This is a genomic window from Flagellimonas flava, from assembly GCF_050617915.1.
In the GTDB taxonomy this organism is placed as follows: domain Bacteria; phylum Bacteroidota; class Bacteroidia; order Flavobacteriales; family Flavobacteriaceae; genus Flagellimonas; species Flagellimonas flava_A.
Window position 1 is genome coordinate 1,157,569 of sequence record NZ_JBODQE010000001.1, and the last position, 25,186, is coordinate 1,182,754.

At 41.5% G+C, this 25,186-nt stretch carries 29 protein-coding genes; 14 read left to right on the forward strand and 15 right to left on the reverse strand.

Going from position 1 to position 25,186, the window contains the following annotated elements:
• Positions 1–5: 5 nt before the first annotated feature.
• The 5 genes from ACRHOZ_RS05350 to radC are packed head-to-tail and all read right to left on the reverse strand — an operon-like array spanning position 6 to position 4,747.
• Positions 6–1,451 carry a DUF5723 family protein gene (locus ACRHOZ_RS05350; protein ID WP_431123146.1) on the reverse strand — a complete coding sequence of 482 codons (1,446 nt, stop codon included), beginning with the start codon at positions 1,449–1,451 and terminating at the stop codon, positions 6–8.
• Positions 1,448–1,999, reverse strand: coding sequence for a hypothetical protein (locus tag ACRHOZ_RS05355; protein ID WP_431123149.1), 552 nt, complete (start codon positions 1,997–1,999; stop codon positions 1,448–1,450). Before ACRHOZ_RS05355 ends, ACRHOZ_RS05350 begins: the two co-directional genes overlap by 4 nt.
• 58 nt (positions 2,000–2,057) lie before the next feature.
• Positions 2,058–2,747, reverse strand: a complete 690-nt coding sequence (locus ACRHOZ_RS05360; RefSeq protein ID WP_431123151.1) for a YjjG family noncanonical pyrimidine nucleotidase — start codon at positions 2,745–2,747, stop codon at positions 2,058–2,060.
• Complete coding sequence (locus tag ACRHOZ_RS05365) at positions 2,740–4,035, reverse strand: polysaccharide deacetylase family protein (protein WP_431123153.1); 1,296 nt, start codon at positions 4,033–4,035, stop codon at positions 2,740–2,742. The genes ACRHOZ_RS05360 and ACRHOZ_RS05365 overlap by 8 nt, the downstream gene beginning before the upstream one ends.
• A 13-nt stretch (positions 4,036–4,048) precedes the next feature.
• A complete protein-coding gene (radC, locus tag ACRHOZ_RS05370) occupies positions 4,049–4,747 on the reverse strand; it encodes a RadC family protein (RefSeq protein ID WP_431123155.1) in 699 nt (232 codons plus the stop codon).
• A 48-nt stretch (positions 4,748–4,795) separates the two neighbouring features.
• Between radC and ACRHOZ_RS05375 the strand changes: the two genes are divergently transcribed.
• Complete coding sequence (locus ACRHOZ_RS05375; protein ID WP_431123158.1) at positions 4,796–5,245, forward strand: DUF1569 domain-containing protein; 450 nt, start codon at positions 4,796–4,798, stop codon at positions 5,243–5,245.
• Between the two features lie 10 nt (positions 5,246–5,255).
• On the opposite strand, the gene ACRHOZ_RS05380 is transcribed toward ACRHOZ_RS05375, so the two are convergent.
• A complete protein-coding gene (locus ACRHOZ_RS05380; protein WP_431123161.1) occupies positions 5,256–5,447 on the reverse strand; it encodes a hypothetical protein in 192 nt (63 codons plus the stop codon).
• 53 nt (positions 5,448–5,500) lie between these two features.
• Positions 5,501–6,856 (reverse strand): UDP-N-acetylmuramate--L-alanine ligase, encoded by a 1,356-nt coding sequence (locus ACRHOZ_RS05385; RefSeq protein WP_431123163.1) that lies wholly within the window; start codon positions 6,854–6,856, stop codon positions 5,501–5,503.
• Between the two features lie 96 nt (positions 6,857–6,952).
• On the opposite strand from ACRHOZ_RS05385, the gene ACRHOZ_RS05390 reads away from it, so the two are divergent.
• The 3 genes from ACRHOZ_RS05390 to ACRHOZ_RS05400 all read left to right on the forward strand — a co-directional run bounded on the left by ACRHOZ_RS05390 (position 6,953) and on the right by ACRHOZ_RS05400 (position 8,512).
• The gene (locus tag ACRHOZ_RS05390) at positions 6,953–7,264 is read left to right on the forward strand and encodes a cupin domain-containing protein (protein WP_431123165.1); all 312 of its coding nucleotides are present in this window, start codon (positions 6,953–6,955) and stop codon (positions 7,262–7,264) included.
• 2 nt (positions 7,265–7,266) lie between these two features.
• Entirely contained in the window at positions 7,267–8,052 is a 786-nt protein-coding gene (locus ACRHOZ_RS05395) for an SDR family oxidoreductase (protein WP_431123168.1), read from the forward strand.
• Between the two features lie 85 nt (positions 8,053–8,137).
• Entirely contained in the window at positions 8,138–8,512 is a 375-nt protein-coding gene (locus ACRHOZ_RS05400) for a DoxX family membrane protein (RefSeq protein ID WP_431123170.1), read from the forward strand.
• A gap of 69 nt (positions 8,513–8,581) precedes the next feature.
• On the opposite strand, the gene ACRHOZ_RS05405 is transcribed toward ACRHOZ_RS05400, so the two are convergent.
• The 7 genes from ACRHOZ_RS05405 to ACRHOZ_RS05435 all read right to left on the reverse strand — a co-directional run bounded on the left by ACRHOZ_RS05405 (position 8,582) and on the right by ACRHOZ_RS05435 (position 16,275).
• Positions 8,582–9,307 carry a LytR/AlgR family response regulator transcription factor gene (locus tag ACRHOZ_RS05405; RefSeq protein WP_431123172.1) on the reverse strand — a complete coding sequence of 242 codons (726 nt, stop codon included), beginning with the start codon at positions 9,305–9,307 and terminating at the stop codon, positions 8,582–8,584.
• A complete protein-coding gene (locus tag ACRHOZ_RS05410) occupies positions 9,304–10,362 on the reverse strand; it encodes a sensor histidine kinase (protein WP_431123174.1) in 1,059 nt (352 codons plus the stop codon). The genes ACRHOZ_RS05405 and ACRHOZ_RS05410 overlap by 4 nt, the downstream gene beginning before the upstream one ends.
• A gap of 503 nt (positions 10,363–10,865) precedes the next feature.
• Positions 10,866–12,890 (reverse strand): S9 family peptidase, encoded by a 2,025-nt coding sequence (locus ACRHOZ_RS05415; RefSeq protein WP_431123176.1) that lies wholly within the window; start codon positions 12,888–12,890, stop codon positions 10,866–10,868.
• Positions 12,891–13,034: 144 nt separating this feature from the next.
• On the reverse strand, positions 13,035–13,553 hold the full coding sequence (locus ACRHOZ_RS05420; protein WP_431123179.1) for a DUF4136 domain-containing protein: 519 nt from the start codon (positions 13,551–13,553) through the stop codon (positions 13,035–13,037).
• 61 nt (positions 13,554–13,614) lie between these two features.
• The gene (gene obgE, locus ACRHOZ_RS05425; RefSeq protein WP_431123181.1) at positions 13,615–14,616 is read right to left on the reverse strand and encodes a GTPase ObgE; all 1,002 of its coding nucleotides are present in this window, start codon (positions 14,614–14,616) and stop codon (positions 13,615–13,617) included.
• Between the two features lie 14 nt (positions 14,617–14,630).
• Positions 14,631–15,146: a GNAT family N-acetyltransferase gene (locus ACRHOZ_RS05430; protein ID WP_431123183.1), complete on the reverse strand. Its 516-nt coding sequence runs from the start codon at positions 15,144–15,146 to the stop codon at positions 14,631–14,633.
• 10 nt (positions 15,147–15,156) lie between these two features.
• A complete protein-coding gene (locus tag ACRHOZ_RS05435; RefSeq protein ID WP_431123186.1) occupies positions 15,157–16,275 on the reverse strand; it encodes an adenylate kinase in 1,119 nt (372 codons plus the stop codon).
• Between the two features lie 118 nt (positions 16,276–16,393).
• Between ACRHOZ_RS05435 and ACRHOZ_RS05440 the strand changes: the two genes are divergently transcribed.
• The 10 genes from ACRHOZ_RS05440 to ACRHOZ_RS05485 all read left to right on the forward strand — a co-directional run bounded on the left by ACRHOZ_RS05440 (position 16,394) and on the right by ACRHOZ_RS05485 (position 24,250).
• The gene (locus ACRHOZ_RS05440; protein ID WP_431123189.1) at positions 16,394–17,548 is read left to right on the forward strand and encodes a 5-(carboxyamino)imidazole ribonucleotide synthase; all 1,155 of its coding nucleotides are present in this window, start codon (positions 16,394–16,396) and stop codon (positions 17,546–17,548) included.
• Between the two features lie 4 nt (positions 17,549–17,552).
• A complete protein-coding gene (gene rhuM / locus ACRHOZ_RS05445; protein WP_431123192.1) occupies positions 17,553–18,539 on the forward strand; it encodes a RhuM family protein in 987 nt (328 codons plus the stop codon).
• The gene (gene purE, locus ACRHOZ_RS05450; protein WP_420400722.1) at positions 18,536–19,030 is read left to right on the forward strand and encodes a 5-(carboxyamino)imidazole ribonucleotide mutase; all 495 of its coding nucleotides are present in this window, start codon (positions 18,536–18,538) and stop codon (positions 19,028–19,030) included. The genes rhuM and purE overlap by 4 nt, the downstream gene beginning before the upstream one ends.
• Before the next feature lie 9 nt (positions 19,031–19,039).
• Complete coding sequence (locus tag ACRHOZ_RS05455; protein WP_431123195.1) at positions 19,040–19,450, forward strand: hypothetical protein; 411 nt, start codon at positions 19,040–19,042, stop codon at positions 19,448–19,450.
• Positions 19,443–21,473 carry a M3 family metallopeptidase gene (locus ACRHOZ_RS05460; protein ID WP_431123197.1) on the forward strand — a complete coding sequence of 677 codons (2,031 nt, stop codon included), beginning with the start codon at positions 19,443–19,445 and terminating at the stop codon, positions 21,471–21,473. The genes ACRHOZ_RS05455 and ACRHOZ_RS05460 overlap by 8 nt, the downstream gene beginning before the upstream one ends.
• A 57-nt stretch (positions 21,474–21,530) precedes the next feature.
• The gene (locus ACRHOZ_RS05465) at positions 21,531–22,034 is read left to right on the forward strand and encodes a GbsR/MarR family transcriptional regulator (RefSeq protein WP_431123200.1); all 504 of its coding nucleotides are present in this window, start codon (positions 21,531–21,533) and stop codon (positions 22,032–22,034) included.
• Between the two features lie 51 nt (positions 22,035–22,085).
• On the forward strand, positions 22,086–22,433 hold the full coding sequence (locus ACRHOZ_RS05470) for a hypothetical protein (protein ID WP_431123203.1): 348 nt from the start codon (positions 22,086–22,088) through the stop codon (positions 22,431–22,433).
• On the forward strand, positions 22,430–23,347 hold the full coding sequence (locus tag ACRHOZ_RS05475) for a TIGR01777 family oxidoreductase (RefSeq protein ID WP_431123205.1): 918 nt from the start codon (positions 22,430–22,432) through the stop codon (positions 23,345–23,347). The genes ACRHOZ_RS05470 and ACRHOZ_RS05475 overlap by 4 nt, the downstream gene beginning before the upstream one ends.
• Positions 23,348–23,462: 115 nt before the next feature.
• Positions 23,463–24,017: a sigma-70 family RNA polymerase sigma factor gene (locus ACRHOZ_RS05480; RefSeq protein WP_431123208.1), complete on the forward strand. Its 555-nt coding sequence runs from the start codon at positions 23,463–23,465 to the stop codon at positions 24,015–24,017.
• A gap of 2 nt (positions 24,018–24,019) precedes the next feature.
• On the forward strand, positions 24,020–24,250 hold the full coding sequence (locus ACRHOZ_RS05485; protein ID WP_431123210.1) for a hypothetical protein: 231 nt from the start codon (positions 24,020–24,022) through the stop codon (positions 24,248–24,250).
• On the opposite strand, the gene ACRHOZ_RS05490 is transcribed toward ACRHOZ_RS05485, so the two are convergent.
• Positions 24,247–25,071, reverse strand: a complete 825-nt coding sequence (locus ACRHOZ_RS05490; protein WP_431123211.1) for a hypothetical protein — start codon at positions 25,069–25,071, stop codon at positions 24,247–24,249. The two genes, ACRHOZ_RS05485 and ACRHOZ_RS05490, sit on opposite strands and share 4 nt — an antisense overlap.
• Positions 25,072–25,186: the final 115 nt, after the last annotated feature.

Sequence of the window (25,186 nt, forward strand, 5' to 3'; positions counted from 1 at the left end):
GATAATCAATTATCGTTCCAAGATATAATATTAAATCCGAACTGTAAAGAAGCATAATGGCTATCCGCCACATTTCTATAGGCCAAAAGATTGTCGCCCATAATATAGAAATTTACAGGGCCAGCCTGAAGATTTAGACCCAATCCAATATTGGTCAATGAATATTTGTCCACCGTGTAGGTAGTTTTCAAAGCCAACGTGCGCCCTAGTCTTTTTTGATAAAATCCCGTTAGCGCGGCTTGTATTCCCCGAGGTCTTTTCATCATAAAAAGTTGGCCTCCCACACTGTTCCTATACATATCATTGTTTTTTCCCTCCTCACCGGTTACAGCACAACCACAATCCCTGTTATAAGTAGATTCGGCCTGACCATAATCATAGCGGATTGACCCATATAATTTCACTGGTCTAAAAGAAATATAGCCCGAGTCATTTTCCTCATACGGAATGGCCTCTTCAATCTCATCCACCAAATCTTGCCAAAGATCATTGTCAAGGTCATTGATATCCTCTGGCAAAAACACGGTCAATCCTTCATTGGCTATGCTCCCACTGACTTTATAGTTTAGGATATCTTTGGAATTATAGATAAATCCCATGTCCAATAGACTTCCGGTTATTGTGGTTTGGGGAGTAAGTTTATAGGTGAATCCAGCATCGAATCCCAACCCTAGATTGCCTCCAAATAAAATTCTTCTCCTTAAAAGATTTGTGATTGATGAAGAATCTTCCTCCAAAACATCAGTGATTTCATCCACCCCTGCCGTTTGAAGTTGCATATCCACATCCAAGGAGGTTCTATAAATGTTGTCCTGACCAAGGGTAGTTGTGAAGGTTCCCCTATTCCCTGTAGATTGAAACTGGAAAATACCGGAATAGATTTTGGCCCTTGCCCCGACCGTAAGCGTGTTGTTCAATTTTCTGTTTATCCCAAAATGAAGCACACTCACCATTTCTCCCCTAAGGCTCAAATCGCCAAGGTCAAAACTCCTCCCAATATTGTTTCCACCATTGCCTTCAAAGGCTAGAATGGCCAAATCCCGTGGCCAGTACACAATCATGTCCAATTCTTCATATAATCCAAAGGAATAATAATCGTCTGGCCGATTTGGGTTGCGAAACCCAACATTAAACACTTCTATTTGACTGTTGAAGCTAAAATCATCCCTTTTGCTCATCCCATTAATAACCCGCTCCCGCACCTTGGTGGTAAAATCTACCCCATCATTGGCAAATAGGTCATTGACCGTAACCCCACTGGAACCCGCCTGCAGATAGAAACCTGAAAGGGCTGGAATGCCAGTATGCCATTTTTCCATGGTCTTCACCCCTGGATTGATCATTAACGACTGGGGAATTTCATAGAAATCGTAAAGTATTTGTTTGTTTTGGGCACCCAATACACCTATCCCAAAACACATGGAAAAAAAGAACAATGCCCCAAATCTCATAGCAACTCGAATCTAAATTCGGCAGCAGATCTAAGCACCACCTTGGGTTCCGAGGCTGCTGACGTACTTGAGTTGTCGCCCAAATTTTGTGCAGTCACCCTTAGGCTGGAGGTATTTCTTAAAATGTCCAAGTTCTTTCCTCCAGGGCCATAGGCCACCCTTACCGTCAATAAGGGTGCAGGTTCAGGTTCCACATCAAAAACTTCAACATCCAAGACATTTCCACCCTCATCCAAATATTCTATGGAAAAAGTCAAGGGTTTGCTTGTGGTGTTTTCAATTTCATAAAGAAGGGCACCGTCCAATAAATTATCGGCCACAAATTGTTCATTAAATGGGTCAAAATTGAACGTATGCGAATAGAAAGTGGGATTTACGGTTGCCAAGTTGATAAACTCCTCGGTAGACTCCAGGTAAAATAAACTGGAGGCAACCGTCGGTGTTACGTTAAGATCATCAGCTTGATTGAAATCCTGTTCTTCAGCACAGGAGTAGGTAAACAACACGACCATGGTCGCCATTATGCAGCGAAAAAGCAATCTTTTCATGGGATAAAAAGCAATTTTCTTATAGAACAACGGGGCCATGCTGTACCCTACTATAACTCTATAAAATCCCTTTTATTTCACTCAGATTGTTAATCATTGGGCAAATCTTGTGGTTTGCCTCGTTATGTGCATTAAAATGGAGGGTTTGGAATCCAACCGCAATTGCCCCTTGAATATCAGCTTCCAAACTGTCGCCCACCATCAAGGAATTTTCCGCGGAAACCCTAGCCCGATCCAAGGCCATATGAAATATTTGCGGATGGGGTTTTTTTACACCCGCTTCCTCTGAATTGATGACATGCTCAAAATAGCGGTCAATGTTGGCTCCTTTAAGCTTTTTTTCCTGGATTTCCTGAAAACCATTGGTTATAATGTGCAGATTATATTTTGGGGACAGATATTCCAGAACCTCCACAGTATCTGGGAACAGATGGGTAAAAGTGGACAAATGCAGGATATATTCATGGGCAAGTAAATCGATATGCTCATCGGAAACTTGCGCTCCCAATGCGTCAAATGTCTTTTTCAATCGCTGATACCGTAGCTCGGCTTTGGTAATCCTATCTTCCCTGTACAATTTCCAATAATCCAAATTGATTGGCACATAGATCTTTAAAAAAGAATCCAGGTTCACATCAATGTTATTTTGCCCTAGGATTTTCTCAAAAGTGAGGGCAGAATTCCTTTCAAAATCCCATAGGGTATGATCCAAATCAAAAAAAATGTCTGTTATATGGTTTTTAAACATAGTACCGCCTTAGCAAAGATTGGTAGAGCTCCATCCAGTTTATTTTGTGACTACTTCCAAGTAATTCATTGGAAAAAACCGTTATCAAGCCCCCATTCACCTTACGGACCACGTTGTAGATCCCATCCATTTTTGAAAAGACTTCCTCCTTGTTTTTGTATTGTTGAAGCGCATAGTCATGCACCGCGAAGGGATGTACCTTGAGCGGTTGCCTAACCTCCATATTGATATCATAAAAATAAAAAGGCGTGCATGTTCCTGCCCTAAAGCCGATCTCATGGGTGTATCCCATCGAGAAATCATCTGTAAATTCGGTCTCTATCAAAGTTCTATAGGTCAATGGTACGTTTACCCTATTGTACCTTAAACGGGAATAGTTGATGGGTCTGTTGATAAGGTTGGACAGCTGCTGTTTTTCCTCTTTGAGAACTGCCATGTTGGTTGATGACAAAAAAGAGGTGCTCAGGGAAACAATGCTATAATCTGCTATGGATTTAATCAGATACCGGAACTTGTTGTTGTTCGGGGAAATGTTCTTGTCGTGGGTAGAATATTTGGCAAACTGAAAAAAGAACATGCTTTTTATCGGGAACTTTTTATGAATGTCCACCAATGCATAAAAATTATCAAAGGGGTCTTTCCTAAAGCCTAACAACACCAAAAACCGCTGAAACATTTTGCGAATTCTAAAGGATCCCAAATCCATTAACAAGCCACCCAAACTTCTGGCCAATCCTCTATGGGCATAACTATGGGATGTGGTAACATTAATAATGGGCGTAAATGAATAAGTTTTACCTCCATGGGCCATATCAGGAAAACGTTCCTTAAGCAATTTCAGTAGTTGATGGGCCCACAAGTCCACTACTGGCAATTCCAAAAACTTATGTTGAAAAGCAATGCTTTCCTTGGCCGGAAACCTGCCTACACTGTCCTTAACATGTGGTAAATATTCCTCATATCTGCTCAGCAGGAAAAAGCTGGCCGAAAAAATATCATAGGGAATAGCACTTTTATCATCGGTGGCAAAAAAACAGGGAATTCCATTCCAGTCGTTCACCTTTATATCCAAATCGTTTATTCCTTGTTCAAACAAAAGATCATTGCTTCGGATAAAAAATTCATTTTGTAGCGGTTGCTTGGAATAGGTAAGTTTAGGCCCGGTATGCTTTATGAAGTCCTCTACTTTGGTGGTGAAAATGACCTCAATCCCCAAAATCTTTTCAAATAGCTGCTTTGCGGTATATGTTAGCCGATTGGTTATTTTATGGGTAAATATCAATAGCATTTAAACCGTTCAATTAGAGCATACCTTTATCCGCAAAGCTGAGATATCCGTACTGGGTTAATATTAAATGATCCAAAACTTTGATATCCAAGGCCTCTGATGCCAACTTTAGTTTTTTGGTAATATGTTTGTCTGCTGCGCTTGGCCTTAGGCCACCCGAAGGATGGTTGTGTGCCAAAATGATGGCCACAGCACCTAGTTCCAGAGCTTGCTTCAGCACTAATCTTACATCCACTAGGGTTCCAGTGATTCCTCCTTTGCTCAGTAAAGCTTTATGAATCACTTTGTTGGAATTGTTCAGGTAGAGTATCCAAAATTCTTCATGCTCCAGTTCTCCCATAACGGGATGCAAAATTTCAAAAGCGTCCTGACTATTTTCAATTTTGGTGGTACTACATCTTTCTTCACCTCGCCTTCTCCTTCCCACTTCCAAGGCTGCGGCAATGGTCACGGCCTTTGCATCCCCAATACCCTCAAACTGCTTCAACTGGTTGACAGAAAGTTTCCCCAATTCATTTAAATTATGGTTCACGGTTGCCAATATTCGTTGGGATAGTCCCACTGCGCTTTCCTTTCTACTTCCAGAGCCAATTAAAATGGCAATGAGTTCTGCATCTGATAGCACCGTACGCCCTTTGTTCACCAATTTTTCCCTGGGTTTGTCATCTTCTGCCCACTGTTTTATGGAAAAAGAAGCTGTTTTTTCATGCATAGCCTAAAGGTAGGGTAATAGTTTGTAAATTTATTTAAAGCTTAAGTAATGAAATCACTATTTGATTCCGGTACTCTAGACGAGGTTATAGACAGGATAGGACTACTTAACGAGTCTTCCAAAGGTCTATGGGGTAAGATGGAAGTTGGGCAGATGTTATATCATTGCCAATTTCCTTTGCGTTTGGCGCTAGGTAAATATAGGATGAAAAAGCCGAATTTCTTAATGAAATTTCTATTTAGAAGTTTTAAAAAAGGCATGTACGATGATAAGTTATGGAAACCCAATCTTCCCACTGCAAAGGGTTTCAAAGTTTTGGAGAACAAGGAATTTGGAACTGAAAAAAACGCCTTAATAGGGTTTGTTAAGGAGTTTCACGAAGAAAAAGATAAAAAGCAATGGGATCCACATCCTGCTTTTGGGCATTTTACGCCTGAACAATGGGGGCAAATGCAGTACAAACATTTAGACCACCATCTGAGGCAATTTGGCGTCTAGACAGGATTATTTATAGGTTATCGTCGTTGTCTTGGATTTCTTGCTGCTCAACCTTTGCCCGTGTATCGTTGATCAACCGGTCTTCTTCCAAAACCACATTGGACACTCCAAGCATATAGGCAGAAAGAAATATGTAGGCTACACGCCGAATCCGTTTCAGTATTCTTTTGGACAGCTTTGGTTTGGACAATTCCATGCCCATGGAAGACAACAACTATTCCATTACCGCCAAAACTGACAAAATTACCCTATATACTAACTGAAAAGCTCCTTGACTGCTTCAAAATTTAGCCCACCATAGTTCCCAGAACTCATGAGCAGCAAAGCGGAATTATCAAAATCTGTAGCAAAAAGTTGGTCTTGAAACGATATTGGATCCGTAAAAACCAGAACATCGTCCCGTTGAAAAGCATTGGCTATTTGTTGAGAAGTCACCTCATCCAATTGTTTGATCTGTACCGCCTTTGGTGAATAAAAAACCATGGCCACATCTGCAGCATCCAGAGCTCCTTTGTATTCTTGAAGAAACTCTGCGTTCAGGCTACTATAGGTATGGAGTTCCAAGCAGGCAATCAATTTGCGGTTTGGGTATTGCTCCTTTACCGCACTTGTGGTCGCCTTTACTTTACTGGGAGAGTGGGCAAAATCCTTGTAGGCTATTTTATTTTTCCCTTCCGCAATTTTCTCCATGCGTTTGGAAGCTCCATTAAACGTAGCTATAGCTTCATAAAAGTCAGCCTCATCCACCCCCATTTGTTGGCAAATCCATTTGGCTCCGGCCAAATTATTCAAGTTGTGCTTCCCAAAAATCTCAACGGGCATATCACCTTCTGGGGTTTCCAAAAACGTAACTCCATCAACTACTTTGTGGTCAGGAGTGCTGTAAGGAAACTTCCTAATGGCATTCTCGGACGATTCCACCACTTTCGCAACCTCTTTATCCTCTGTATTGAAGGTAATGCTACCACCACGCACAATGCCATCAACAAAAATCTGAAACTGCTCCACATAGTTGGCATAGGTTGGAAAAACATTGATGTGATCCCAAGCAATACCACTCAAGAGGGCTATGTTGGGTTGATATAGATGAAATTTAGGTCGTCTATCAATTGGGGAGGAAAGGTATTCGTCACCCTCCAAAACAATAAAATCATTGTCCTCGGTCAAGTGCACCATTCTTTCAAAGCCCTCCAGTTGGGCACCCACCATATAATCCACATCAATGTCGTTGTAATTGAGTACATGAAGGATCATGGAGGTAATAGTGGTCTTTCCGTGACTACCCCCAATGACCACCCTGGTTTTATGCTTTGATTGTTCGTATAAAAACTCGGGGTAAGAATATATTTTCAGCCCTAATTCCTGTGCCTTGAGCAGCTCAGGGTTATCAGCTTTGGCATGCATTCCTAAAACCACAGCATCCAACTCATTATTCAATTTTTCTGGAAACCACCCAAATGCTGCAGGCAATAATCCCTGAGCCTCCAATCTGCCCTTGGAAGGTTCAAAGATTATATCATCACTACCCGTAATACTATAGCCTTTGTGGGCCAAAGCCAAAGCCAGGTTGTGCATGGCGCTACCGCCAATAGCTATAAAATGAATTTTCATTGCTGTGTTTTATCCACCAAAAATAGACATTGACCCTACCAATGCAAACAAACATTTCATCTTATTAATTTCTATCTTGTTGGAAAATTGACCACAATGAACCTAGCTGATATTAACACAAAGGAAATTATGCCCGGCTATCATGGAAAAATGGTACATGGCGAGAGCTTGACCTGGGCCTTTTGGGAGGTGGAAAAAGGTGCTGTTGTCCCAGAACACCATCATGTTCACGAACAAATCATGCATGTGTTGGAAGGCGAATTTGAATTCACCTTGGATGGTAAGACCCAAACCTATTTACCTGGTGATGTTGTTGTTATACCTTCCAATACTCCTCATGGCGGCAAAGCCCTTACCCCTTGCAAATTAATGGACGTTTTTAGCCCCGTTCGGGAAGAATATAGATAACTATGAAGATTTCTTTAGAAGGAAAATCAGCCTTGGTGGGTGGTAGCAGTAAAGGAATTGGTGAAGCCATTGCCCGGCAATTGGCCGATAGTGGGGCCAGCGTTACCCTTATGGCTAGAAACAAGTCCAAAATGAAGGCCATTATTCAAGAATTGGATACCTCCCAAGGACAAAAACACAAATATCTTGTGGTTGATTTCTCCCATTTTGAATCGTTCAAGGAAACCATTTCTTCCTTTCTTAAAGCAAACTCCGTAGATATTCTGGTCAACAATACACAAGGCCCTGAGGCTGGAGGCGCATTGGAAAAAAATGTGGAAGACTACCAACAGGCCTTTGACCTCTTGTTTAAATCAGTGGTTTATACCACCACTCTCGCTTTTGAACATATGCAAAAGCGACAATGGGGCAGAATCATTAATGTAGCTTCCATTTCGGTAAAGGAACCCTTGAATTATTTGGCCTTATCCAACTCCATTAGAGCTGCAGTGGTTACCTGGGCAAAAAGTCTTGCCTTTGATGTTGCCAAAGATGGGATTACCGTCAACAACGTGCTTACCGGTTATTTTGATACGGACAGAATAGCTCAACTCAATGCCAAAAAAGCGGAAAAACTTGGGGTAATGCCTTCTGAGGTGCGATTTAGAATGGAAGAGCAGGTACCTGCAAAACGAATTGGCAGTCCGCAAGAGTTTGGCTTTTTAGCCACTTTTTTGGCTTCAGAGAAAGCGGCGTACATCAATGGCACCAACATTCCCATTGATGGTGGGTTATTAAAGTCGCTCTAATCATATTTTAATTTTAATCCCTTCAATTTTAACATATTCGCAATTTTTAGCTATTTTTATTGCTTAACCAATAAAATTTAACTAAATGAACGCAAAAGTTTTTCTGGTCGTACGAATCTTGCTTGGACTCTTTGTCCTGACCTTTGGCTTGAATAAGTTTCTACACTTTATCCCAATGGGAGAAATGCCAGAAGCCGTTATGGGATACTTTGGTGCCCTATCTTCTACACAAACCTTGAATTTGGTGGCTGTGGTTGAAATTTTGGCGGGCCTAGCCCTTATTTTAAACAAGTATGGTGCATTGATGTCCGTTATTTTGATGAGCGTATCTGTCAATGCCGTATTGTTCCACGCCACTTTGGCGCCGGATGGAATTGGCCCAGCTGTTGGACTTTTGATCTTGAATATAGCCGCTCTCGTTGGCTACAAAGACCGATATAAGGATATATTAAGGGCTTGACAAACCCTAACAAGTATAAAAAAGGGCCTTCATTTAGAAGGCCCTTTTTTTCATGAGGTCGTTTTTTGATTATAAGCTCATTCTATCCTTGAAAATGTAGGATTGTCTTCTTGACACCTCAATTTCTGCGCCGCCCTTCATCTGAAGTTTAAGCTTCCCATTAAACCAGGGCACAACATTATCGATAAAGTTGGTGTTCACAATTTGTTGCCTGTTGGCTCGGAAAAAATCCTGTTCGGGGAGTTTCTCCTCAACTTGATTTAGGGATTTGTATAGCATAGGACTTTTATCCTCGAAGAAAACCCGTGTATAGTTCCCAACGATTTCAAAATGGGAGATATCCCCAATTTTTACCAACCAGCAAGCTTCCCCATCCTTTATGAATATCTGACTGTTTACAGATAACCTTTTATCGGTGACTTGCTCATCCGAAGCTGCCGTAAGTTTCTTTTTAACCTTGTCCAAAGCCATGGAAAAGCGTTTTTCGCTCACGGGCTTCAGCAAATAATCCAGGGCATTGTATTCAAAGGATTTTATAGCATATTCGTCAAAGGCAGTGGTAAAGACCGTAATGGGTACTTCATCCAACATCTCCAATAATGCAAACCCATCTTTCTCTGGCATATTAATGTCCAAAAACAAGAGTTTAGGGCTTTTTTCCTGTATCAATTCAAATCCCTTGTCCACATTTTCGGCTTCACCTACCAAATCAATTTCCGGGTACTTTTTGATCAGCTCCTTCAACTCGTTGCGGGCCAATCTTGAATCTTCCACTATGACCGCCTCTATTTTCATGCCAGTGGGATTTTTATATGGGCAACTACCTCTCCGGTAATCTCACTCAAATTAAATGATGCTTTATCCGCATACAATAACTTTAATCGTTGGCGGATATTCTTTAGCCCCAATTGGGTGGTATCTTTTCCAATCTGAAGCCTTCCGGTGTTTTTCACCTCAATAATTAATAGGCCATCCTCCTGCTTTAGGTTCAACACAATACGACCTCCCTGCTTTAAGTTGGAAATACCATGCTTTACCGCATTTTCAATGAGCAGTTGAATGATCATGGGCGGAATTTGAAGCTTTAAAGTTTCCTCATCTACTTCCTTCACAAACTCCAAGCGATCTTCCAATTGGATTTTTGACAGATCTATGTAATTATCCACCACCTCCAATTCCTCTTCAACCGCAATGGCGTCAATATTATTTTTGGTCAGGGAGTACCGCAAAATTTCTGAAAGTTTGGTCAGCATCTCCCTCGACTTTTCCACATCCTCCAACATCAATCCCCTAATGTTGTTAAGGCTGTTGAACATAAAATGCGGGTTGATTTGCCCCTTCAAGGTATTCAGTTGTGCCTGTTTCAGGTGGGTGTTCAACTCCAAACGCTCAATTCGATTCTTATTCAGTTTAAGAAGCAACTTGATGGCCAAATAGGTTACCGTCCATGCGCCAATTATGAATAGTGAGTTTACGACTTGAATCCAAACGTTATCGTAGGTATTGAATAAATTAATCTCGGCTTCTGTGAGCTGCGGCCCATTTTTAACATATAAATAGCCAAATCCATAGTTCATGACACCAAAAAGTCCTGCTCCGCTTACATATCCCCCTAGAATTTTCAGTAAATCCTTACGGCTGAAGTTTTCAAAATCAACCTTTCGTTTTAGATACCAACGCAGTAGGGAGGTAGTTAAAACACCGATGAACATTCCAGTGATGATGGAATAAACAACAAGTGCCACACTTACCTTTTTAAGCGCAAAGAGGGATAACATGTTAATGAATCCCCAGCCCAAAAACTGTAGGATCCAAAAGACGAGGTTTCTTTTTCTTTCTGTCAATTGCATATCGCTTGGCTCAACTTAGGTCAAATATAACCTATTGAAAACTCACTATGCTTCCACACTTTTCGTACGCTTTTTAAACCAATTGCAACAAGTTTTCCCTGAAGGAAGAAACGCGATCCACATAAACGACATTCCACTGTAGAAAATCGGGAAATAGTCATTGTGCTCCCAACCATTGAATTTGCCAAATAACCCGACCAGGGTACCTATGATGCCCAGTATAAATATAAGCCGTTGCGCTTTGTTTAATTTTTTCATTCCAGATGACTTTTGATGTTATACATTTTTTTAGACGAGAATATCCAGTAGAAGGGATATTAACAATTTTGCTAAAGTGACCATTTCGTTGTTTTTGTATTGATAAACCAAATGTAAAGCCACACACCCCTTGCACAAAGGGTTTTATGGGCAGTGGTAAATTTGGGCATCCGAACGGTAACTTCAATTTATTGCATAAAAAAAGGGAGCCTTTTAGGCTCCCTCATACTTTTCATATCTCTTTATTAATCCCTAAGAGGTGCAGCAATTTCCTGTTCCCCCAAATGTTTGGCATAGAAGCCCATCATGGCCTTGTACAGCTCCAAACGGTTTTCTTCCTTGCCAAACCCGTGTCCTTCATCATATTTAACCATATAGGGCACATCATAGCCTTTTTCCCTGAGACCACTGACAATTTGGTCAGACTCGTCAATATTTACCCTGGGATCATTGGCCCCTTGCACCACAAAGAGCGGTTTATTGATCTTATCCATTTGATAAACGGGTGAAACTTCTTCCATAATGGCTTTTTCCTCAGGGTTGTCCTCATCATACCAAATTTCCTTAATGATTTTGAGGTAAGGTTTCCAATAGGGTGGTATGGTCTTCATAAAGGTGAACAAGTTGGACACTCCAACATAATCCACTCCGCAGGCATACAAATCCGGGGTCTTGGTCAAACCACGCAATACGGCATAGCCCCCGTGGCTTCCACCATAAATGGCAGCCTTGTCACCATCTACCCATCCCTGGTCCACTACGTACTGAAGTCCATCTTCCACATCGTCCATGGCCTTTCTGCCAATTTGTTTAAAACCATACTCCAAAAACTCTCGGCCATAGCCACCAGAAATCCTAAAGTTCACCTGTAAGGTGGCATACCCCCTACTTGCAAAAAGTTGCGCCTCAGGATTGAATCCCCAGGAATCCCTAATGCCTTGTGGGCCTCCATGCGGGTTTACGATCACTGGAACCTTTTCACCGGCCAAGGCGGCTTTAGGCAATGTAATATATCCATGAAGCGTGATTCCATCCCTGCTGGTAAAGGTTATCGGTCTCATTTCGGACATATCTTCCTCTTTCAGTTGAGGCATGGTATTGTACAGTTCTTTTAGCTCATTTTTAGCTACGTCATAGGCATAATATACGCCGTACAATCGGTCACTGTCCACATAGACCATATAGAGATTCTCATCTTCCGTTTCATCCAAAACGCGGAACTGCTTACCAGGAAGTTCCGACTTCATTTTTGCCGCCAGTTTTTTATACGGTTCGCTGATGGGGACAACAATGCTCTTTTCCCCTTCGTAAGAGAAATATTCTATTTCATAATTTCTGGTTCTGGAAAGACCCATGGACTGTACGTCGTACATGTCGTTCACAAAAACCGTCTCCAAACTCTTGTCTTCTTTCAGATCGTACAGTACAATTTCTGCCTTGTCACTTTCAAGATTGGACAATACGTAGGCATCATTCGGGTTGGGTGTGGCATAATTGAAATCCAAGATGACGAAGTTATCCTTCCAATTAAGTTGCTTTAGAATTTTGTACCCACCATTGCCATCTTCATAATAGAGATCTTGCTCTACCCCATCTCTAATTCTAGTAAATCCTTTTAAGTTCCCATCCTTGTCAAAGCTGTAGCCAAATATGGGATTTTGGGGGTCGTCGTTGGTGTATAGTTGGTTACTCTCACCTGTATTCAGGTTGACCAAATACGGTTCAAAGACCTGAGGATTGTTCTTGTTCATGGAAACAATAATGTGTTCCTTGTCTTCCCGTAACAATTCGGTGAACTGAGCCCTAACTCCATCAAAAGGGGTTAGGTCTTTCAAGTTGCTTCCGTCCAAGTCCACGGCATAGATATGGTAATTTTCATCCCCCCCTTTATCCATGGAATAATACAATCTGCTATTGTTGAGCCAACCATAGCCTCGTACCAACTCTTCCTTTTCCTCTATGGCCATTTGGGTTTCTCCCGTAGCAATATTTTTGACAAAAATGTGCTGTTTCCCATTTTCATCGCTCTCCCTATACGAAAGATATTTTCCATCTGGAGAAAATCTGAAGGTAAAGGCTTTGGGATTGGCAAAGTAATCTTCAACCGTATACCTATAATCCCCTTGATCCAACGCTGCCAAGGAAAGAAGCTCAGCATCAGATGTGGCCAGTTCAGGGTTTCCCGGTTTCTCTTGGGCTAAGCTTGTAAATCCCAAAAGCAGAGACAGGCCCGCAAGCTGCAAGGCCTTAAAATTGAGTCTAGTTTTCATACGTTTTTTGATTTAGAGTGTTCTTCAAAAATTAGTAATACTATCCTAATTAGACTGTGCTAGAAAACATTTGTTACATCCAGAAGAAAAAAATTGGAAAAGATTTAAATTCTTAAATCCTTGATTTTCAAATTAGAGCGACTGTTATTGTGGGGGAAACTTGGAAAAAACCTTTTTGACCAAAGCTCTTAAAACATCCTCGCGGACACTGGGGGATGCATTTTCACGATACCCACTTTCGCTGGTGGCCTGCCAGAACAGTGCATCTTTTTGGGCATCTACAAAATCAAATTGGATTCGCCGTTGTATGCCCGAATTCCCCAATGGAAGTCCTACTGAAACCCCACCACCAACATTTCGGCCTGTACCTCCAATACCCACGCCAACGGCATTGTTGGAAACATTGCGGAATTCACTGCTTAAAATATTGATGTAAAAATCAGGCTCTTCGGTTAGTAGAAACCCCTTTGCCTGTAGGGTGGAGTCCAAAGCGCGAAGTAACCTTTTCTCATCCAATTGGCTAAGACCAGAGTCCATATCCGAAAAATAATTGTAACTGGTGTAGTTGGAAAAGTCGGTTGCCTTATCGTAATCATAATTGACTCGAGTTCCCGCACAGGAAGCCAACAAACTCAGTACAACAATGGAAAAAAGGTATTTCATAGCGTCCGGGAATACCTTTAAAATTAATCAATATTTGATTTGGGAATCGAAAAAAGCCAGATTATTCGTTCAACAGCTCCCACAGCTTATCCTTAAGCTCCTGGATGCCTTGCTGGGCCACCGATGAGATGAAAAGATAAGACACCCCTTTTAGGTCTTTATCCAGTTCGACGCTCATTTCTGCCATTAACTCCTCGTCCAGCATATCACTCTTGGAAATAGCCACCAAACGCTCCTTGTCCAATAGTTCCGGATTGTATCGGCGCAACTCATCCAGAAGAATTTCATATTCCTTGGATATATCCTTACTGTCAGCAGGAATTAAAAACAGGAGGGTGGCATTTCGTTCAATATGTCTTAGAAAGTAATGCCCCAGACCCTTTCCTTCTGCCGCACCCTCAATAATTCCAGGAATATCTGCCATTACAAAGCTCCGGAAATCGCGATATTGGACAATGCCCAAATTGGGTTTTAAGGTGGTAAACTCGTAGTCGGCTATCTTGGGTTTTGCCGAAGTCATAACGGACAGCAGCGTGGATTTCCCAGCATTAGGGAATCCCACCAAACCCACATCGGCCAACACCTTTAACTCTAGCGTAATCTGTGTTTCTTGTCCAGGGATTCCAGGTTGCGCGTATCGGGGTGTCTGATTGGTAGCACTTTTAAAGTGCCAGTTGCCACGACCTCCTTTCCCGCCTTCCATGACAATGCGCTCTTCTTGATCTTCTGTAATCTCAAAGAGAATGTTGTTGGTAGCCGTATCCCGAACCACGGTACCTAAGGGGACATCCATATACACGTCGGCACCATCAGCGCCCGTACTCCTATTTTTGCTGCCATGTTCGCCATGACCGGCCTTAAAATGCTTTTTAAACTTAAAATTGATAAGTGTCCAAAGGTTTTTGTCCCCTCTTATAATGACATGCCCTCCACGACCGCCATCACCCCCATCAGGGCCACCTTTGGTAATGTACTTTTCCCGATGCAAATGCACAGACCCCTTCCCTCCGTTTCCGGAAGCCACATGAACCTTTACGTAATCGACAAAATTTCCCTCGGTCATCTTTCCTAACTGATTTAACAGATACCCTGCACCCTATAAATTACATCATTTGGCCTTAGGTCATGGTTTTGGTCAATAACTAATTTGTCTGGTGGAATAAAATTCAATTTTTCCACCGCCTTCTGTGACCTTATATTTTCCCTATCAACAAAAAGCAGTACCTCTTCCATATTTTGAAGGGCATGCTTTATCATCAGCTCCTTAACCACGCCATTGAACTTTCCTCCCCAATACGACCTGGATAGAAATGTCCATCCAATCTCCACGGCTTTCCCAAAGGTAGGTCGCAATACAAATCTGGAACTACCAATAACTTTTTGGGTAGAAACATCAGAAATCAGCAAGGCTCCTTTGGATTTTAGGGACTCGGCAAAAAATGGAGTAAAACCATAGAGTTCAGCCCTTTCCTTTATGGGATGCTGTTCCCAAATCCTTGGGTCGGATGCAACACGATAAAGGTTTATAAAATCTTTGGAAATCAACGGTCTCAAATGAACCTGGCCATTCGAAAGCGTGGGTTGCAAATCCAAAACCAAGCTATTACTGAATCACCACAAACTGGTCAATCACGTCACTCAACCGCTCAGTGATTTCCGCAATCTCCCCAATTCCGTTTACGGAATGAAACTTTCCTTGCTTATCGTAGTATGCCTTTAAAGGTGCGGTCTTTTGATTGTATTCGTCAAAACGATTTCTGATTTTATTTTCGTCTTGATCATCGCTACGTCCACTCTCCTTACCGCGTTCCAACAAACGGGAAACCAAGACATCATCGTCTGCCTCCAAAGCAATGGTGGCATCAACCTGCATGTTTTTGGATTCCAAGAAATTATCCAATGCTTCAGCCTGAGCCTCGGTTCGTGGGAATCCATCGAAAATAAATCCGGCCGCATCAGGGTTCTTTTCAACCTCATCCTTCAGCATCTCAATGGTTACCTCATCCGGCACCAAATCCCCTCTATCAATGTAGGATTTGGCCAGTTTTCCGAGCTCTGTATCATTTTTCATGTTGAACCTAAAGACATCTCCAGTGGAAATGTGCTTCAGATTGTACTTTTCCTTTAACACTCCTGCTTGGGTTCCCTTTCCTGCTCCGGGTTTTCCAAAAAGCACTAGGTTAATCATATTTCCTTGGTTTAGTTGATATACTTCTCTTAAATTTCTACCCAACTCCTTGTAATCCAGTCCATATCCCACAATAAAGTTGTTTGGAATTTCCAACCCCACATAGTCAATCGCATATTCGCCGTTGTAGATTTCCGATTTGTAGAAAAGCGAAGCAATCTTGAACTGTTTAACATTGGTTCCTGAAAACAGATGTACCAACTGTTTGAGGGTCCTTCCCGTATCGATCACATCTTCCAATATGATCACATCCCTACCCTCAATATTATCTGGGACATCCAGCAAGGTCTCCACAATACCGGTAGAGGTAAGTCCGTGGTACGAGCTCAATCGAACAAAGGATACCTCACAGGGGTAAGGATAGGCTTTTAAAAAATCGGATACAAACATAAAAGCCCCATTGAGCACCCCCACAAAGATGGGTGTTTTGCCCTTATAGTCCGAGGCTATTTCTGCTGCCATTTTATCAATGGCGGCCAAAATTTGTCCTTCGGACAAAAAGGGTTTAAAAACCTTGTCGTGAAGCTTAATCAATTGGTCATCAATTTTGTCAGGTTGGCAAAGATAACATTTTTAAGCCCTCTTCAACGGCTGTATCTTTATTGCTTAAAGGAATTCCCTTATTTTTGCTGTCATTCCAATTATTCAATTGATGAATTTCTTCTCTTCCGACTTTAAATTGGGCATTTTAGGTGGCGGACAACTGGGCAAAATGCTACTTTACGAGACCCGAAAATGGGATATCCAAACCAAGGTAATGGACCCTTCCCCAGAGGCACCATGCAAAATTGCCTGCAACGAGTTTGTTCTGGGTGATCTTTTGGATTTTGACAAGGTCTATAATTTCGGAAAGGATGTTGACCTGCTTACCATAGAGATTGAAAACGTAAATGTGGAAGCCTTGGAAAAACTGGAAGAGGAAGGCGTAAAAGTCTACCCGCAGACCAAGGCACTCCGAATCATTCAAAACAAGGCCACCCAAAAACTCTTTTATACCGATCACGGAATCCCTACCGCACCTTTTGTGCGGTTTGCGTATACCTCGGAGATCAAAGACAGCATTACCAATGGGGGTCTTGCACTACCCTTTGTATGGAAAAGCGCCCAGTTTGGATATGATGGACAAGGAGTGAAGGTAGTGAGGGCTATTGAAGACCTTGAAAGCCTCCCCAATGTGGAGTGTATTGCGGAAGAGATGGTGGCGTTCAAGAATGAACTTGCGGTGATAGTGGCCAGAAGCTCATCTGGAGAGTTGGTAAACTATCCTGTGGTGGAAATGGAGTTTCACCCAGAAGCCAATCAGGTAGAATATGTGATTTGCCCAGCCCGAATCGATGCAAATGTTGCGCAAAAAGCAATGGATGTTGCTCTGAAAGTTTCAGAAAACATTGGTCATGTGGGACTTTTGGCCGTGGAACTGTTCCAAACACAAGATGACGAAATTTTGGTCAATGAGGTGGCCCCCAGGCCCCATAACAGCGGACATTATAGCATAGAAGCAAGCTACACCAATCAGTTTGAACAACATATCAGGGCTATTTTAGGTCTTCCGCTAGGTAAAACGGACAGTAAGGTGGCAGGAATCATGGTAAATCTGGTGGGAGCCGAAGGCCATACCGGGAATGTAAGGTATGAAAACATGGAGTCCATTTTGGACATGCAAGGTGTCACCCCCCATATTTATGGTAAAAAACAAACACGACCATTTCGAAAAATGGGACATGTGACCATTGTGGATGAAGATATGGCCCGCGCTAGAGAGGTGGCGCAACAGGTGAAAGAGATGATCAAAGTGGTTTCACTATAATATTATGTCTCACAAAATTGAGATTTATAAAACCGAGGATGGTAAATCGGAGATTCAAGTAAACCTTGAAAAAGATACGGTTTGGCTCTCATTGAATCAGCTTGCGATTCTGTTCGATCGCGATAAGTCTGTAATTTCAAGGCACATTAAGAACATTTTTTCAGAGAAAGAGCTTGTCGGGAACTCAACTGTTGCAAAAAATGCAATAGTTCCACAAAATGAAGGAGGTAGAATTGTAGAGCGAAAAATTGATCTGTACAATCTTGATGTAATCATTTCCGTAGGTTATCGTGTTAAATCTATCCGAGGGGTACAATTCAGGCAGTGGGCAACTCAGAAACTAAGAGAGTATTTGGTGAAAGGCTACGTCGTTAACCAAAAAAGGCTAGCGGAAAAAGAAGAAGAGATTCAAATTTTAAAGTCAGGCATTCAAATTGTTACCAGAGCCATTGAAGAAAAAGCCCATGAAGATGGATTTGGATATCTCAAAACGTTTTCAGAAGGTTTGACGCTTTTGGATGATTATGATCATCAAAGTCTTGATCGGTCTGGTTTAACACTTGAAAAAGCTATTTACCCCGAGGAATCGCAGTATCAATCTCTCATCGAAATGATGAAAGCAGATTTCAATTCCGATATTTTCGGTTTCGAGAAAGACAATAGTTTCAAAAGTGCAATTGCCCAAATTTCAAAAGGTTTTGGCGATTCTGATTTTTATCCCAGTCTTGAAGAAAAAGCTGCAACGTTACTCTATCTGATTGTTAAAAATCACGCTTTCACCGATGGAAATAAAAGAATTGCAGCTGCCTGCTTTTTGATGTTCCTGGAATACAATAACTTGCTGACCAGCAAAGATGGAAAAAGCATTATTAGCAATGAGGCATTGGCTAGTTTGACCTTGTTCATTGCTTCCAGCAAACCTAAGGAAATGGAAATGGTTAAAAGGCTAGTGGTAAGCATTTTAAATAGAAATAAAACCGATGTTACATGAAAAAAGTAGCTGTAATCATGGGAAGCACCAGCGATCTTCCCGTTATGCAAGATGCCGTTGAAATTTTAAAGGGATTTGATATCGAAGTGGACGTGGATATTGTCTCTGCCCACAGAACCCCCGAGAAACTCTTTGAGTTTGGTAAAAATGCCCACAAAAATGGCTATGGGGTAATAATCGCCGGTGCCGGCGGTGCTGCGCATTTACCTGGAATGGTGGCTTCGTTGTCCCCATTACCCGTTATTGGAGTTCCTGTAAAAAGCAGTAATTCCATAGATGGCTGGGACTCGGTACTATCCATTCTTCAAATGCCAGGAGGTGTACCCGTTGCCACCGTGGCCCTTAACGGGGCAAAAAATGCAGGTATCTTGGCCGCCCAAATCTTGGGAAGCTCCGACCAATGTATCCTCGACAAGATTGAGGTTTACAAGCAAGGACTGAAAGAAAAGGTTATCAAGGGAGCCGAAGAAGTACGCAAAAACAAAGGATAGAAGGAACAAATGCCAAGTTACAATGAATTGGGTATTTTGTTTGGACTGGCAAGCACGGCAGTGGTGTTATCCGTGCGAAAAAAAATAAAACAACCACATCACAAAAGCTTGTGGAAAAGTGCCCTACTCCTATTCTCCCTTTACACTTTGATGCTTTTTATTACAGAAGTCAGATGGTATTTTATCAAAGAACAGCTACAAAGTTTCGATTTGAACCAAAATGGTTTCATTGATTTAGAGGAATATACAGAAGAAGCCATTGAAGCATTAAACAAAAGAACCAAGGACACGGCAAGAAACTACGCTTTTTTTATAGCAGCCGTTATCTCCGCGGTGGTCTCATTGACTTTTTATACCACGGATGTGCTAAGAGCCCATCGAAAAATCAAAAAATCCAAGAATTCAAAAATCCATGAATAATCCCCTTTTAGATTCGTTTGACCAAGCTCCTTTTGAGCATATTGAAAATGAACATTTTAAACCTGCTTTTTTGCAGGCCATTGAACAGGCCCGAAAAGAAATTGACCAAATTGTAGATAATCCCGAACCCCCAACGTTCAAGAACACCTTGGAAGCTTTGGATTTTTCTGGTAAACAGTTGGATCGTGTTTCCAGTGTATTTTTCAACCTAAATTCTGCCGAAACCAACGCGGAAATCCAGAAAATTGCCCAGGAAATTTCACCCTTGTTATCCGAGTTCAACAACGACATTACCCTAAACGAGAAATTGTTCCAAAAGGTTAAATCGGTATACGAGCAAATGGACAAGCTCGACTTGACACCCGAACAGCAAACCTTGTTGGACAAACGTTATAAAGGTTTTAGTAGAAACGGGGCCAACCTGGATGAAACTGGAAAAAAAAGATTACGGGAAATTGATGCCGAGCTGTCCAAACTCAAATTGAAGTTCGGTGAAAATGTATTGGCGGAAACCAACAAGTTTGAAATGCACCTCACCGAAGAGGCAGATTTGGCAGGTTTACCTGAGGGGGCTAAAGAAGCAGCTGCCCAATTGGCTAAATCCAAGGATAAGGAAGGCTGGCTGATCACTTTGGACTATCCGAGTTACATCCCATTCATGAAATATGCGGATAATAGGGAATTGCGTAAAGAGCTATCGCTGGCCTTTGGGAGCAAGGGGTTTCATGGGGATGACTTGGACAATCAGGAAAATGTACTGCAAATTGTGTCCCTCCGTCATAAACGGGCCAATCTTTTGGGTTATCCCACCCATGCCGATTTTGTTCTTGAAGAACGCATGGCAGAAACCCCAAAGAAGGTCTTGGATTTTTTAAATGAACTGCTGGACAAAGCCAAACCGGCGGCCATCCGTGAATTCAATCAATTGGTATCCTTCGCCAAGGACACCGATGGTATTGAACAAATGGAAAAATGGGACAGTGCTTATTATTCTGAAAAACTGAAACAACAGTTGTTCAATTTGGATGATGAAAAACTCAAACCCTATTTTAAATTGGAAAATGTCATTAATGGGGTATTCAAAGTGGCTGAAAAATTGTTTGGGTTAACTTTTAAGGAGGTTTTTGATGTTGAAAAATACCATGAAGAGGTCAAAACCTATGAAGTCTATGATAGAGAGGACCAATTCATTGCCCTTTTTTATGCCGATTTTCATCCGAGACCAGGAAAACGAGGGGGCGCCTGGATGACGTCGTACAAATCGCAGTACACCATTAATGGAGATAATAGCAGACCGCATATATCCAATGTATGCAATTTTACCAAACCCACAGAGACCAAACCCTCACTCTTGACCTTTAATGAAGTAACCACCTTGTTCCACGAGTTTGGGCATGGTCTGCACGGCATGTTGGCCAATACTACTTATCCAAGTCTGTCCGGGACATCCGTTTATTGGGATTTTGTGGAATTGCCCAGCCAGATTATGGAGAACTGGTGTTACGAAAAGGAAGCTCTGGAACTCTTTGCCTTCCATTATGAAACAGGTGAACTGATTCCTATGGAATTGGTTGCAAAAATCAAGGAATCTTCCACTTTTCAAGAGGGGATGGCCACGTTACGCCAACTGAGCTTTGGATTTTTGGATATGGCATGGCACGCAGCTGACCCATCTGCAATCGAAAATGTAAAAGCTTTTGAAACCAAGGCTTTTGAAGGCACCAATCTATTTCCCGACACTCCGGAAACCTGTATGAGTACGGCCTTTGGCCATATTTTCCAAGGCGGGTATTCCTCAGGATACTACAGTTACAAATGGGCCGAAGTGCTGGACGCGGATGCTTTCGCCTACTTTAAGGAAAAGGGCATTTTTAACACAGAAGTTGCCGACAAGTTCAAGGAACATGTGCTGTCTAAGGGAGGTACAGAAAATCCGATGAAACTTTATAAACGGTTTAGGGGCGCCGAACCCCAAATTGAACCGCTATTGGAGCGGGCAGGATTGATTAAGAAGATAGCATAATATTTCTTAGTTTTCAAAAATTATTGAAAGTTAAGAAAATAATTGTATCTTTATCCCATGGAATACCAGGAAGCAAAACAAAAATTCATAAGTACATGGGGAAGTCTGGGCACTTTATGGGGTATCAATAAGGCCATGGCGCAGATTCAAGCTTTGCTTTTTATTTCCACAGAACCCTTGAGTACGGAGCAAATCATGGAGGAACTTCAAATCTCCAGAGGAAACACCAGTATGAATGTTAGACAGCTTATTGACTGGGGCATTGTAAGCAAGGAATTAATAGCTGGTGAACGCAGGGAGTTTTATACTACGGAAAAGGATGTACAAGAGTTGGCCCGGATTATCGCCAAAGAACGCAGTAGAAGGGAGATTCAACCCGTAATTAAAACCTTGGCTGAACTAAGTTCTATAAAAGATGACGGGACACCTGCAACCAAAGAATTGATTAAACAAACTAAATCCTTACATGATTTGGCTCAAACTGCCGACTCTATTTTGGATAAAACCTTGAATCACAAACAGAATTGGTTGAGTAAATCGCTGTTCAAACTGATAAAATAATTTTTTTGATTTTTTGTTTCAATATTTTCTGAAATTATTAAAATATAAATTATGAAGTTATTATATAGATTCAATCTTGTTGTTTACATCACAACTCTTTTGCTACACCTTACCATTTTCTATGGATTGTTGGCCCAAATACTATTGGGAGTGCTGCAGGTCGCCAGCAGTTTTGCTTTGCTTTTTGCCTACCCCAGATTCAAACCTCAAGGTATAAATCACCTGACCAATTATTACATAGTGGTCGTTTTATATGGACTGGCCGCAATAGCACCTCCCCTTTTTAATGAGAACTTGGATGATTACTTGGCCATCGTCATGTACATGGTACTACCAATGGCCATTGCTTCATATTTTATTTGGATTACCTATCGATATTATCAAAACTCATATTCATGAAAAAAATAATCCTAGCTGGTGGATCTGGTTTTCTCGGATCCATCCTTCAAGAGTATTTTAAAGACAAGTGCCAACAAATCATTGTGCTGAGCAGAAAAAGCTATGTTGAAAAGGATAATATCAGGTTCATGGAATGGGATGGCATCTCATTAGGCACTTGGGCTGTTGAACTTGAGAACGCCGATGCTGTCATCAATTTGAGTGGCAGATCCGTTGATTGTCGATACACCCAAAAAAACAGGGAGGCCATTTTCAGTTCACGACTACTTTCCACAAAGGCTATTGGAACCGCTATCCATCAGTGTGTATCACCTCCAAAAGTTTGGTTGAATTCCTCTACAGCAACTATATACCGACATTCTTTGGATAAACAAATGGATGAATTTGAAGGTGAAATAGGCTCTGGTTTCTCAGTAAACGTAGCACAAGCTTGGGAACGATCTTTGTTCTCCTTCCGGACTCCAAACACCAGAAAAGTTGCCATGAGAACTTCCATTGTTTTTGGAAAAAGGGGTGGGGCTTTTATTCCAATTTTAAATCTTGCCAAAGTGGGATTTGGAGGAAAACAAGGCATTGGGAATCAGTTTGTCAGCTGGATTCACGAAACGGATTTTGCCCGGAGTGTCCAATATCTATTGAACAATCCTGAATTATCCAATAGCGTTAATCTAGTGTCCCCTATTCCCGTAACCAATAAACTACTCATGCAGACCATTCGGCAGAAGCTGGGCATTCCCTTAGGCGTACCTCTGGGAAAGTTACCGCTGGAGATAGGTGCGAGAATCATCAAAACCGAAACTGAATTAATCTTGAAAAGCAGAAATGTCATCCCAAAAAAGCTGCAAATAGCTGGTTTTGAATTTCAGTATCCAAATATTGAATCCTGTTTAACTGATCTATTATCCAAATCTTAAAGAATAGCTAAACTTTATGATCATGAACATTTTGTGATAGTTTTTAGGGTGGTTTGTAATGGACAAAACATGGATTCATTAACTAAAACCATTACATTTGGTACTTCTTAAAACTATGGTAGCGTACGAACTTCATCCGGAAACCTGGGTAGACCAATATGCCGATTATTTGTTCAATTATGCGGTAGCCCGTGTAAGCGATGCGGAAATCGCCAAGGATTTGGTACAGGAAACCTTTTTTGCGGGACTTAATTCCGCTAAAAATTATAAAGGTGATGCCGCCGAAAGAACATGGCTGATAGCTATTCTGAAGCGAAAGGTTATTGATCATTATCGGAAAATTAATTCCAAAAAAGGTAAGGCTGAAGTGCGTGTCAACTACAACGCTAGTTCAGATTCCGAAGGCGATTGGTTGGAAGAACAGGTAGCGGACCCATTCAGCAAGGATGGACAAGGCACCATTGAAAATGAGGAATTGGGAATGGCCATTCAAGAATGCATTTCCAAACTTCCCAAGAAACAATCCTTGGTTTTCAACATGAAGACCATTCAAGGAATGAGTACTGAAGATATTTGTAATGAACTCGGAATAAATCCGTCCAACCTGTGGGTGATGATCCATAGGGCAAGAACTGCCCTTATGGGTTGTTTAAATGAAAATTGGTTTTAGTTATGAAGATTTCGTGTGAGGAAGCTGCCACAATATGCAATAAATCACAATACAAGGAAGCAGGATTCTGGCAAATTATGAAGCTTCGCTTTCATATTTTTACCTGCAAGACCTGCGCAAAATTTACCAAGCAAAACCAAATGCTTACCACACTTTGCGACAAGGCCAATCTTAACTCACTTTCCGAAGGTGAAAAGGAAGCCATGAAAAAAGATTTGGAGAAACACCTCTAGATTAACTTGCCCAAAACCCAAATTATTCCAAGCCAAAACAGCGGAATTCCTTCAATCCAAAAAGAGGCTAAATATCTTTTTCCAAAATCCAATTTGGAACGAAACAATCCTAATAAGACCAGTCCCACGATTATCCTACTTACAACTTCCGCTGTATCAATATCGTCCCTTAAAAATGTGAGCAGTAGGAAGATGATGATGAGTCCAACACCTAGCTTTCTCGTTTTTTGAACACCCAAAATTTGAGGCAACGTCCTTAAATCCTTTGAGTCCCATTTCAAATCCCTGATTTCAAAGGGCAGAATCAAAATTAAGACCAACAAAAATCGCTGCACAAACTGTACACCTATATCCCAAGAATAAGGAAACTGGGCATCCAAAACCGGTAGAATTATGGTAAACCCAGCCCATACTAGGGCCACCACAAAAATTTTCATTCCCCCCAAGCTCCTTAAATTACCCGATTTGGGCAACAGTGGAACGGCATAAAGTGCGGATACCAATCCCAAAACGCCAGTGGCCAACCAGATTCGTTGATCCAATTGTGCCAAAAAGTAGAGTGCCACACCAAAGCATAGGAAACTAAAAATTTGGATGTATCTATGATATCTATTGGAAACAATAAGGTACTTCTCTGCCTCCACCCCATACTTTATAAAATTGTAGCACACAACCGTGCTACATCCAGTAAAACCCAACAGCAAATAATTCAACGGAATGTCTAACAGGAATAGGGTAACACTGGTCAAGGCCATCACCGCCAAAGCCACATGAACACTGGCATTCAGGTAAAAATTAAAAATGCTTGTTATCAAACGCATTAAACAAAAAGTGCATTTTTGGCCAAAGGGTTAATTTGTGGTTAACAACTTTGATTTGACCTCTTACAAAATTCCTTATTTTGAATGAATTTATAACTAATTTTGTGCACTTTAT

Bases quoted from the DNA above. Each gene is read 5' to 3' on its own strand.
- ACRHOZ_RS05350 (WP_431123146.1), bottom strand. From the start codon at position 1,451: ATGAGATTTGGGGCATTGTTCTTTTTTTCCATGTGTTTTGGGATAGGT.
- ACRHOZ_RS05355 (WP_431123149.1), bottom strand. From the start codon at position 1,999: ATGAAAAGATTGCTTTTTCGCTGCATAATGGCGACCATGGTCGTGTTG.
- ACRHOZ_RS05360 (WP_431123151.1), bottom strand. From the start codon at position 2,747: ATGTTTAAAAACCATATAACAGACATTTTTTTTGATTTGGATCATACC.
- ACRHOZ_RS05365 (WP_431123153.1), bottom strand. From the start codon at position 4,035: ATGCTATTGATATTTACCCATAAAATAACCAATCGGCTAACATATACC.
- radC (WP_431123155.1), bottom strand. From the start codon at position 4,747: ATGCATGAAAAAACAGCTTCTTTTTCCATAAAACAGTGGGCAGAAGAT.
- ACRHOZ_RS05375 (WP_431123158.1), top strand. From the start codon at position 4,796: ATGAAATCACTATTTGATTCCGGTACTCTAGACGAGGTTATAGACAGG.
- ACRHOZ_RS05380 (WP_431123161.1), bottom strand. From the start codon at position 5,447: ATGGGCATGGAATTGTCCAAACCAAAGCTGTCCAAAAGAATACTGAAA.
- ACRHOZ_RS05385 (WP_431123163.1), bottom strand. From the start codon at position 6,856: ATGAAAATTCATTTTATAGCTATTGGCGGTAGCGCCATGCACAACCTG.
- ACRHOZ_RS05390 (WP_431123165.1), top strand. From the start codon at position 6,953: ATGAACCTAGCTGATATTAACACAAAGGAAATTATGCCCGGCTATCAT.
- ACRHOZ_RS05395 (WP_431123168.1), top strand. From the start codon at position 7,267: ATGAAGATTTCTTTAGAAGGAAAATCAGCCTTGGTGGGTGGTAGCAGT.
- ACRHOZ_RS05400 (WP_431123170.1), top strand. From the start codon at position 8,138: ATGAACGCAAAAGTTTTTCTGGTCGTACGAATCTTGCTTGGACTCTTT.
- ACRHOZ_RS05405 (WP_431123172.1), bottom strand. From the start codon at position 9,307: ATGAAAATAGAGGCGGTCATAGTGGAAGATTCAAGATTGGCCCGCAAC.
- ACRHOZ_RS05410 (WP_431123174.1), bottom strand. From the start codon at position 10,362: ATGCAATTGACAGAAAGAAAAAGAAACCTCGTCTTTTGGATCCTACAG.
- ACRHOZ_RS05415 (WP_431123176.1), bottom strand. From the start codon at position 12,890: ATGAAAACTAGACTCAATTTTAAGGCCTTGCAGCTTGCGGGCCTGTCT.
- ACRHOZ_RS05420 (WP_431123179.1), bottom strand. From the start codon at position 13,553: ATGAAATACCTTTTTTCCATTGTTGTACTGAGTTTGTTGGCTTCCTGT.
- obgE (WP_431123181.1), bottom strand. From the start codon at position 14,616: ATGACCGAGGGAAATTTTGTCGATTACGTAAAGGTTCATGTGGCTTCC.
- ACRHOZ_RS05440 (WP_431123189.1), top strand. From the start codon at position 16,394: ATGAATTTCTTCTCTTCCGACTTTAAATTGGGCATTTTAGGTGGCGGA.
- rhuM (WP_431123192.1), top strand. From the start codon at position 17,553: ATGTCTCACAAAATTGAGATTTATAAAACCGAGGATGGTAAATCGGAG.
- purE (WP_420400722.1), top strand. From the start codon at position 18,536: ATGAAAAAAGTAGCTGTAATCATGGGAAGCACCAGCGATCTTCCCGTT.
- ACRHOZ_RS05455 (WP_431123195.1), top strand. From the start codon at position 19,040: ATGCCAAGTTACAATGAATTGGGTATTTTGTTTGGACTGGCAAGCACG.
- ACRHOZ_RS05460 (WP_431123197.1), top strand. From the start codon at position 19,443: ATGAATAATCCCCTTTTAGATTCGTTTGACCAAGCTCCTTTTGAGCAT.
- ACRHOZ_RS05465 (WP_431123200.1), top strand. From the start codon at position 21,531: ATGGAATACCAGGAAGCAAAACAAAAATTCATAAGTACATGGGGAAGT.
- ACRHOZ_RS05470 (WP_431123203.1), top strand. From the start codon at position 22,086: ATGAAGTTATTATATAGATTCAATCTTGTTGTTTACATCACAACTCTT.
- ACRHOZ_RS05475 (WP_431123205.1), top strand. From the start codon at position 22,430: ATGAAAAAAATAATCCTAGCTGGTGGATCTGGTTTTCTCGGATCCATC.
- ACRHOZ_RS05480 (WP_431123208.1), top strand. From the start codon at position 23,463: ATGGTAGCGTACGAACTTCATCCGGAAACCTGGGTAGACCAATATGCC.
- ACRHOZ_RS05485 (WP_431123210.1), top strand. From the start codon at position 24,020: ATGAAGATTTCGTGTGAGGAAGCTGCCACAATATGCAATAAATCACAA.
- ACRHOZ_RS05490 (WP_431123211.1), bottom strand. From the start codon at position 25,071: ATGCGTTTGATAACAAGCATTTTTAATTTTTACCTGAATGCCAGTGTT.